This window comes from Thioalkalivibrio sp., from assembly GCF_041685615.1.
Lineage (GTDB): Bacteria > Pseudomonadota > Gammaproteobacteria > Ectothiorhodospirales > Ectothiorhodospiraceae > Thioalkalivibrio.
Genome location: NZ_JAWLFK010000070.1, coordinates 1 through 7,671 on the forward strand (window position 1 = coordinate 1; position 7,671 = coordinate 7,671).

At 68.5% G+C, this 7,671-nt stretch carries 9 protein-coding genes; all 9 read right to left on the reverse strand.

The features are described from left to right. Window positions 1-157: 157 nt before the first annotated feature. Window positions 158-958 carry an esterase/lipase family protein gene (locus tag ACESLR_RS11005; RefSeq protein ID WP_373026032.1) on the reverse strand — a complete coding sequence of 267 codons (801 nt, stop codon included), beginning with the start codon at window positions 956-958 and terminating at the stop codon, window positions 158-160. A gap of 10 nt (window positions 959-968) precedes the next feature. Next, a complete protein-coding gene (gene trpE, locus ACESLR_RS11010; protein WP_373026030.1) occupies window positions 969-2,456 on the reverse strand; it encodes an anthranilate synthase component I in 1,488 nt (495 codons plus the stop codon). 94 nt (window positions 2,457-2,550) lie between these two features. Next, complete coding sequence (locus ACESLR_RS11015; protein WP_373067378.1) at window positions 2,551-3,234, reverse strand: phosphoglycolate phosphatase; 684 nt, start codon at window positions 3,232-3,234, stop codon at window positions 2,551-2,553. A gap of 22 nt (window positions 3,235-3,256) precedes the next feature. Then, window positions 3,257-3,946, reverse strand: a complete 690-nt coding sequence (rpe, locus tag ACESLR_RS11020) for a ribulose-phosphate 3-epimerase (protein WP_373067383.1) — start codon at window positions 3,944-3,946, stop codon at window positions 3,257-3,259. A 212-nt stretch (window positions 3,947-4,158) separates the two neighbouring features. Further along, complete coding sequence (locus tag ACESLR_RS11025; protein WP_373026024.1) at window positions 4,159-4,482, reverse strand: c-type cytochrome; 324 nt, start codon at window positions 4,480-4,482, stop codon at window positions 4,159-4,161. 168 nt (window positions 4,483-4,650) lie between these two features. Beyond that, window positions 4,651-5,316, reverse strand: a complete 666-nt coding sequence (locus tag ACESLR_RS11030; protein ID WP_373026022.1) for an energy-coupling factor ABC transporter permease — start codon at window positions 5,314-5,316, stop codon at window positions 4,651-4,653. 2 nt (window positions 5,317-5,318) lie between these two features. Further along, a complete protein-coding gene (locus ACESLR_RS11035) occupies window positions 5,319-5,936 on the reverse strand; it encodes a class I SAM-dependent methyltransferase (protein ID WP_373026020.1) in 618 nt (205 codons plus the stop codon). Continuing rightward, complete coding sequence (locus ACESLR_RS11040) at window positions 5,933-7,102, reverse strand: 5-(carboxyamino)imidazole ribonucleotide synthase (RefSeq protein WP_373026018.1); 1,170 nt, start codon at window positions 7,100-7,102, stop codon at window positions 5,933-5,935. The genes ACESLR_RS11035 and ACESLR_RS11040 overlap by 4 nt, the downstream gene beginning before the upstream one ends. Next, complete coding sequence (purE, locus tag ACESLR_RS11045) at window positions 7,099-7,569, reverse strand: 5-(carboxyamino)imidazole ribonucleotide mutase (RefSeq protein WP_373026034.1); 471 nt, start codon at window positions 7,567-7,569, stop codon at window positions 7,099-7,101. Before purE ends, ACESLR_RS11040 begins: the two co-directional genes overlap by 4 nt. Window positions 7,570-7,671 lie beyond the last annotated feature (102 nt).

The following is a 7,671-nucleotide window of genomic DNA, read 5'->3' on the forward strand; positions in this document are numbered from 1 at the left end:
TCGAGCATCAGGATCATGGCGAGCGTCCCTGGAGGCCGAAAGAAACGGAACTGAGGAATTGAGCCGGGCGCATGCGTGCTCAGGCAGAGTCAAAGCATACCCCGGCTACCGGGTGTTTGCGCCGCAACCGCAATCACGCTGGCAAAACCGGCCACGTTCATCGGGGCAGCAACAGCGCCGCCAGCAAGGTGCCGTCCGCGGCCTCCAGGCGGTGCCCGCCCGGGCTGGGCAGGGTATGCGCCCGTCCGCGCAGGGCCGGCAGGCGGTTCATGTCCTGGCTGGCAGCATCCACCCAGGGGTCGGCCAGGCGCACCACCGACACATAGCGGAGGGGCGGGTGTTCCCGGGTGTTCAGCCACTCCATGTGGGCCGCCTCGGGCGATCCGCCCTCCGGCCCCCACAGGCCCTCGTGCCGGTGCAGGCCCTCGAGTCCGGCGAACGGGGCGTACAGCCCCAGCGCCGAGTCGGCCAGCGCGTCGGTCACCGATCGCGCCAGGGCGTTCCAGCCCGTCCCGGCATGCGGTGCCGAAAAGGTTACCAGGGTGGAGACGGCCGGGTGTGGCTCGCGCACCAGCAGCTCGCGCGCCACGACCCCGCCACTGGAGTGCCCGACCAGGACCAGTTCGCGACCGGGGTGGCGCCGGGCCAGGCCATCCACCACCTGACCCAGCGCGCGCGCCCGTTCCGGCGGTGCCACGCCCGCCGGAAGATCCACGGTGTAGAACTGGCGCGACGCCGGATCCGGCGCCCGTTCAAACCACGGGGCCTCCGGCCGGGCGCGGGCCCGGCCACCATCGGCGTAGCCGGCGGCGTTCAGGGCCGCGGTGACCCCCGCCTGGCGAAAGCCGTCGCCCCGATCCCAGCCGCCGGGCACCAGCATCACGATCTGTGCCGCGGCCAGTCCGGGCAGCAGGGCGAGCACCAGCGCCAGAAAGAGGATGCGAATGCCGCCGCGCATGGTCCGTCCCTCAGTTGCGGTGGCGGCGTGGTCCCAGGCCGCCGAGGGCCGTCTCGGCCGCGCGCACCACCGCTCGTCCCTTGTTCAGGGTTTCCTGCCACTCGCTTTCCGGCACCGAGTCGTGCACCACGCCGGCCCCGGCCTGGATGTGCAACTCGCCGTCGTGCAGGACCGCCGTGCGGATCGCGATCGCGGTATCCATGTTGCCGGACCAGGACAGATAGCCCACCGCGCCGGAATACGGTCCGCGCTTGACCGGCTCGAGCTCGTCGATGATCTCCAGCGCGCGGATCTTCGGCGCGCCGGAGACAGTCCCGGCGGGGAAGGTCGCGCGCAGCACGTCCATCGGCGAGTGGTCTGGAGCCAGCCGCCCCTCCACGTTGGACACGATATGCATCACGTGCGAATAGCGCTCGATGCTCATGGTATCGGTCACCTCCACCGAGCCGATCTCGCAGACCCGGCCGACATCGTTACGACCGAGGTCGATCAGCATCAGGTGCTCGGCGCGCTCCTTCGGATCGGCCAAAAGCTCGGCCTCCAGCGCGCGATCCTCCTCCTCGGTGCGCCCGCGCGGACGCGTGCCGGCGATCGGGCGCACGGTCACGCGGTCATCCTCCAGGCGCACCAGGATCTCCGGCGAGGCCCCGACCACGTGGTGATCGTCGAGGTCGAGGTAGTACATATAGGGCGACGGATTCAGCGCCCGCAGGGCACGGTAGAGGTTCAGCGGCGGCGCGGAGAAGGGCACGCTCATGCGCTGCGCCAGCACCACCTGCATCACGTCCCCGTCCATGATGTATTCCTGCGCCCGCGCGACCGCGGCCTGGAACCCCTCGGCCGACCAGCCCGGCACGTACTCGGGCACGGCATGGGGATGGGGCGGATCCTCCGGCGGCACCAGCGGCTCGCCCAGACGGGTCTCCAGCTCGTCCAGACGGGCGGCCGCCGCGATCTGGCCGTCGGCCTGCGCCGCATCGGCGTGCACCACCAGGTACAGGCGGCCGGAGAGGTTGTCGTAGACCACCACCTCCTCCGAGACCATCAGCAGGATATCCGGGAGCCCCAGGGCATCCGGCTTCTCCGGGCCTTCCAGGCGCGGCTCGATCAGGCGCACCGTCTCGAAGCCAAAGTAGCCGACGAGTCCCCCGGTAAAACGTGGCAAGCCCGGCAGCTCGGCAGCCTTGAAGCGGGCCTGATAGGCCTCGATCCAGGCCAACGGGTCGGACTCGGTGGTCTGCTCGACCACCTCGCCGTCGGTCTCCACGGTGATCTCGTGGCCGTGCACGCGCAGCCGGGTCCGCGCCGGCAGGCCGATAAACGAGTAGCGGCCCCAGCGCTCCCCGCCCTGCACCGACTCGAACAGGTAGGAATACGGCCGGTTGGCCAACTTGAGGAAGATGGACAGGGGCGTCTCGAGATCCGCAAGGACCTCGCGCACCAGCGGGATGCGGTTAAAGCCCTCGCGGGCGAGCTGATCGAACTGTTCGGGGGTCATCACAACGGTTCCTGACAAGGGGGACGAGTGGCGTGGCGGCTCATTCGCCGTCTCGCCATCGCCCCGTTGTCCGGTCCGTTGCCGACATCACGGATCACGCCGCCCGGGCGGGCAGCAGGTCCGGCAGCTCGTCCAGCCGGTCGAGCACCGCATCGGGGTTCTCGTCGCGGATATTCTTGCCGTGGTTGTAGCCGTAGGTCATGCAGACAATCTGGAAACCGGCGGCGCGCGCGGCCTTCACGTCGCTCTTGGAGTCCCCGACCATCAGAGACTCCGACGGGTCCACGCCCAGTTTCTCCGCCGCGTGCAGCAGCGGCGCCGGATCCGGCTTCTTCTGTGGCAGCGCATCGCCGGCGACGACGATCTCGAAGTCGTCGAGGATGCCCTTCTCGCGCAGCAGCGGCACGGTGAAACGCTCGGCCTTGTTGGTCACGCAGCCCAGGCGATAGCCCGCGGCCTTGAGCTGGTCCAGCCCCTCGCGAACGCCCGGATAAAGCGGCGAGCGCCCGGCGGTGTTCTCCTGGTAGATGCGCATGAACACCGGCAGCGCACGCGCGACCTGCTCGTCGTCCGGCTCGCCCTCGAGGTCATTGACCAGCGCCCGCTGGACCAGCCGTTCCACGCCATTTCCGACCCAGTTGCGCACGGCCGGTTCGCCGCGCTCGGGCAGGCCCAGCTCGCGCATCATCGCATCCACGCTGTAGGCCAGGTCCGGCACGCTGTCGATCAGCGTGCCGTCCAGGTCGATCAGGATCATACGGGGGCGGTTCAGGGACATCCCGGTCTCCGTGGCCGTCGATTCAGGCCTTGGCCAGTTCGTCGCGCATCTGCTGGATGATGCTGTCGTAGCGGTTCGGGTCGGCGTCGCTACCGGCACCGAAGATCGCGGACCCGGCGACGAAGGTATCGGCACCGGCCGCCTTGATCTCGCGGATGTTGTCAGCCTTCACGCCGCCGTCGATCTCGAGACGGATGTCACGCCCGGACTCGTCGATCAGCTTGCGCGCCGCGCTTAGCTTGTCGAGGGTGTTCGGGATGAACTTCTGGCCACCAAAGCCCGGGTTCACCGACATCAGCAGGATCATGTCGACCTTGTCCATCACGTATTCGAGATAGGACAGCGGGGTTGCCGGGTTGAACACCAGCCCGGCCTTGCAGCCCTCGGAATGGATCAGCTGCAGGGTGCGGTCGATGTGATCGGAGGCCTCCGGATGGAACGTGATGTAGCTGGCCCCGGCCTGGGCAAAGTCCGGGATGATGCGGTCCACCGGCTTGACCATCAGGTGCACGTCGATCGGCGCGGTCACGCCGTGCTTGCGCAGGGCATCGCAGACCAGCGGGCCGATGGTCAGGTTCGGCACGTAGTGGTTGTCCATCACGTCGAAGTGCACCGTGTCGGCACCGGCCGCCAGGACGTGGTCGACTTCCTCGCCCAGGCGGGCGAAGTCGGCGGACAGGATGGACGGGGCAATGAAATCGGGTTGTGCCATGGGAAGCCTCGCAGGGAAGTCAGGTGAAGCAGGACCGGTCATCGATCATGCGCCGGGGAGACAAGCTCGCCTCCCTGTAAACCGCGAAACTTTACCGGATGCCGCCATGCCAGGCAAAAGCCGCCAGGCCCGGCCGGCCCTCCAACGCAAACGGGCCGGGGGTTGCCCCGGCCCGTTGAAGGCGTTCGCCGCTCTTCGGCAAAGCACCCGGATCAGTCGAACTCGGTCGCAATGTAGCTGGAGAGGTTGGCGATGTCCTCGTCGCTCAGGCCCTGGGCCTGCGGCCGCATCAGAGCGGTGTTGTCACCCACTTCCTCGCCCGCGCGATAGCGTTCCAACTGGGCGCTCAGGTAGTCCGCATCGTTGCCGGCCAGCGCCGGGAAGATGGCCTGCCCCTGACCCTCGGCACCGTGGCAGCTGGCACAGACGCTCTGGTACTTGGACTGACCGGCCTGGATGTCGGCAGCCGGGGCGGCGGCGGACATCATCAGGATGCTACCGGCCATGCCAGCCAGCACGAACAGCTTGGTTTTCATTGTTGTGGTCTCCTCGTTCACGATCCTGGACAGGATCCTCGCCCTGTCTTAAAGCAACGTTAGCAGGGCCTTCCTGAATGGTGCATTAACTAGAACCAAACAGGGAAATAGCCACAGCGCGCGCCATGGAGCCATTCAGGGGGTCGTGAAATGCGAGTCTGAGCCTTTCTAGCGCCCGTGGATGTAGCGCTCGTCCGACCAGGTGGCCAGCCACTCGGGACGTACCATCACCAGCCCGGTGATCACGATGCCGTTGACCACCGCCTCGGGAAGCATCAACAGAGCCAGGTAGCGCAGGTAGTCGCGGTAGATGTCGCCCCAGACCAGCTCGGTGAACCACCCGTAGATCGCCGCCGAAGCCAGCACGGTGGCCACCACCGACAGGGCACCGCCGAGGAAACCGACCGCATAGAGATAGATGAACATGTGGGCCGGCAGGCGCGCCTCGGACAACCGCAGAAGCCCCCAGGTCACCGCAACCGGCAGGATGCCTGCCAGCAGCACGGTCAGCGGGAAGGCGGCCAGCGGGAGGACGCCGAACAGGCCCAGGAGTGCCACCACCAGGAAGACCATCAGGATCGCCAGCTGCCAGCCGAACATCAGGGTCACAGTGGTCATGCCGAGGAAGTGGAGGGCCAGCCCGTCCAGGGTCTGCGCCCGCAGGCTCCAGATCAGCAGCAGGCACAGCGTGGCGATCACGATCAGCCGCGCGCGCCCGGGGACGAAGAAGGTCTCCCAGGGCATGCGCCGGAGCATTGCCACCATGCCAATCCCCAGCAGCACGGCGGACAGAACACGCAGTGCGACCGGAAGCTCGCCCGCCCCCTCGACCATGCTCAGTCGGGCTCGCGCACGGCGGCCGCGACGGTATACTCGCGGCCCTGCTTGACCTTGTCGTAATTGCCGAACACTTCCTTGAACCCCTTCTCGATGAACCGCCGCAGTCCGGTAATGGTTACGACATGGATCCGTCCACCCGGGTTCATCTGCTCGTGGGCGTCCAGCAGGTAGGTGTAGAGCATCTCGCGCCCGACCTTCGCCGGCAGGTTCGAGGTGACCAGGTCGAAGCGGCGATCGCGGATCTGGGCGAAACCGTTGCTGGTCAGACAGTCCACGTTGGTGATCCGATTGAGCTCGGCGTTGCGCCGGCTGTATTCCACCGCCAGGAAGTTCGTATCCACCAGCGTACAGTGCCCCTTCGGCGCCTTGCGTGCCAGCGTCAGGCCGATCGGGCCGTAGCCACAGCCCAGATCCAGACAGGCGTCGGTCGGGTTCACCTCGGTGCGCTCGAGCAGCATGCGCGTGCCGTCGTCGATCCGCCGCGGGGAGAACAACCCCCAGGTGGTGCGAAAACGCAGGTGCTCGCCCGCCAGGGTGTCCTCGAACTCCAGGTCACGCTTGAGCTCCACCTGGCGCGAATGCCGCGCCTGGGCGTTGGGGAAGGCCTCGCTCATGCCATCCCCTCCTCCACGTTGTCCGCAAGGCCCTGCCAAAGGGCCTCGGCGGCGGAGGCCGCGGCACCGGCGTCGTCCTCGCCCGGCAGACCGAGCACGTTGACATGCCCCATCTTGCGCCCCGTGCGGGCCTCGGCCTTGCCGTACAGGTGCAGCCGGGCCCGTCCGGCCGCCAGCACGTTCCGCCAGTCGGGCGCGCCGGTCGCGGGCCACAGGTCACCCAGAAGGTTTACCATCGCCACCGGCATGGTCAGCAATGCCGGGGCCAGCCCCAGCCCGCAGACCGCGCGCACCTGCTGTTCGAACTGGCTGACGGTGCAGGCGTCCTGGGTGTAGTGCCCGGAGTTGTGCGGGCGCGGCGCGATCTCGTTGACCAGCAGCTTGCCATCGACGGTCAGGAAGAACTCGACCGCCAGCACCCCCTGGTAGGCGAGCCGCTCGGCGATATGCCCTGCGATGGCCGTGGCCCGTTCGCGCACCGCGGCCGCGGCACCGCCCGGGACCCGCGTCAGGTGGAGGATGCCGTCGCGATGGGCGTTCTCCGCGACCGGAAAGGCCTCGTGGGCGCCGTCCGCCGTGCGTGCCACCAGCACCGAGAGCTCGCGCTCGAGCTCGACCCGGGACTCCAAGACGCAATCCACCTGCCCCAGTTCGGCGTGCGCCGCCGGCAGGTCGCCGGCCTTGGCCAGCCGCACCTGACCCTTGCCGTCATAGCCCAGACGCGCGGTCTTCAGGATCGCGGGGAAGGAAGGCCCTTCGGCACCGGTTTGGACGTCGGGGGTCGCGCCCTCCGGCACGGCCTGCCACGGGGCTACGGCCACGCCGATTTCCCCGAGAAACCCCTTCTCCTCCAGACGGTCCTGGGCGATGGTCAGGGCACGCGGCCCCGGGCGCAGACAGGCGTGGGCATCCAGCCACTCCACTGCGGGACGCGGTATGTTCTCGAACTCGGTGGTAATGACCTCGCAGGCCGCGGCCAGGGCCTGCAGGGCATCAGGGTCGTCGAAGGCCTGGCACAGGTGCCGCGCCGCCACCCGCCCGGCCGGGCTGGCCGGGTCCGGGTCCAGCACCCACACGGCATAGCCCATGCCCTGCGCGGCCTCCACGAAATAGCGGCCGAGCTGCCCACCACCGAGCAGCCCGAGGGTCGCGGGGGGCTGGATCATGACGGGTCCGGCGGCAGGGTCTGTACCAGCACAGCCTCGCACTGCGCCTGGCGAAAGGCATCCAGGCGCTCGCGCAGGTCGGAATCGCTATTGGCCAGCATCGCGGCGGCGAACAGCGCGGCATTGGCCGCGCCCGCCTCGCCGATCGCGAAGGTCGCGACCGGGATCCCCTTCGGCATCTGCACGATGGACAGCAGCGAGTCCTGCCCCTTCAGGTGGCGCGAGGCGACCGGCACCCCGAGCACCGGCACCGGCGTCTTGGATGCCAGCATCCCCGGCAGGTGCGCCGCCCCGCCAGCCCCGGCGATGATCGCCTGCAGGCCCCGCTCGCGCGCCTGCTCGGCGTACTCGAACAGGAGGTCCGGCGTGCGATGGGCCGACACCACCCGGGCCTCGAACGGGACCCCGAGTTCGTCCAGCACATCCACCGCCCGCTCCATGGTCGTCCAGTCGGAGGTGCTGCCCATCACCACACCCACCAGGGGCGCCGTCAAATTGCCTGCCGTCTCAGTCATGGCCCGAACGATAGCGAGCCCGGCCCCACCCGACAAGCCGTGTTCACCACGAAG

Excerpts from the sequence above, each read along its gene's own strand:
- ACESLR_RS11035 (WP_373026020.1), bottom strand. The coding sequence starts at position 5,936 with ATGAGCGAGGCCTTCCCCAACGCCCAGGCGCGGCATTCGCGCCAGGTG.
- ACESLR_RS11015 (WP_373067378.1), bottom strand. The coding sequence starts at position 3,234 with ATGTCCCTGAACCGCCCCCGTATGATCCTGATCGACCTGGACGGCACG.
- ACESLR_RS11005 (WP_373026032.1), bottom strand. The coding sequence starts at position 958 with ATGCGCGGCGGCATTCGCATCCTCTTTCTGGCGCTGGTGCTCGCCCTG.
- rpe (WP_373067383.1), bottom strand. The coding sequence starts at position 3,946 with ATGGCACAACCCGATTTCATTGCCCCGTCCATCCTGTCCGCCGACTTC.
- purE (WP_373026034.1), bottom strand. The coding sequence starts at position 7,569 with ATGGGCAGCACCTCCGACTGGACGACCATGGAGCGGGCGGTGGATGTG.
- ACESLR_RS11030 (WP_373026022.1), bottom strand. The coding sequence starts at position 5,316 with ATGGTCGAGGGGGCGGGCGAGCTTCCGGTCGCACTGCGTGTTCTGTCC.
- trpE (WP_373026030.1), bottom strand. The coding sequence starts at position 2,456 with ATGACCCCCGAACAGTTCGATCAGCTCGCCCGCGAGGGCTTTAACCGC.
- ACESLR_RS11040 (WP_373026018.1), bottom strand. The coding sequence starts at position 7,102 with ATGATCCAGCCCCCCGCGACCCTCGGGCTGCTCGGTGGTGGGCAGCTC.
- ACESLR_RS11025 (WP_373026024.1), bottom strand. The coding sequence starts at position 4,482 with ATGAAAACCAAGCTGTTCGTGCTGGCTGGCATGGCCGGTAGCATCCTG.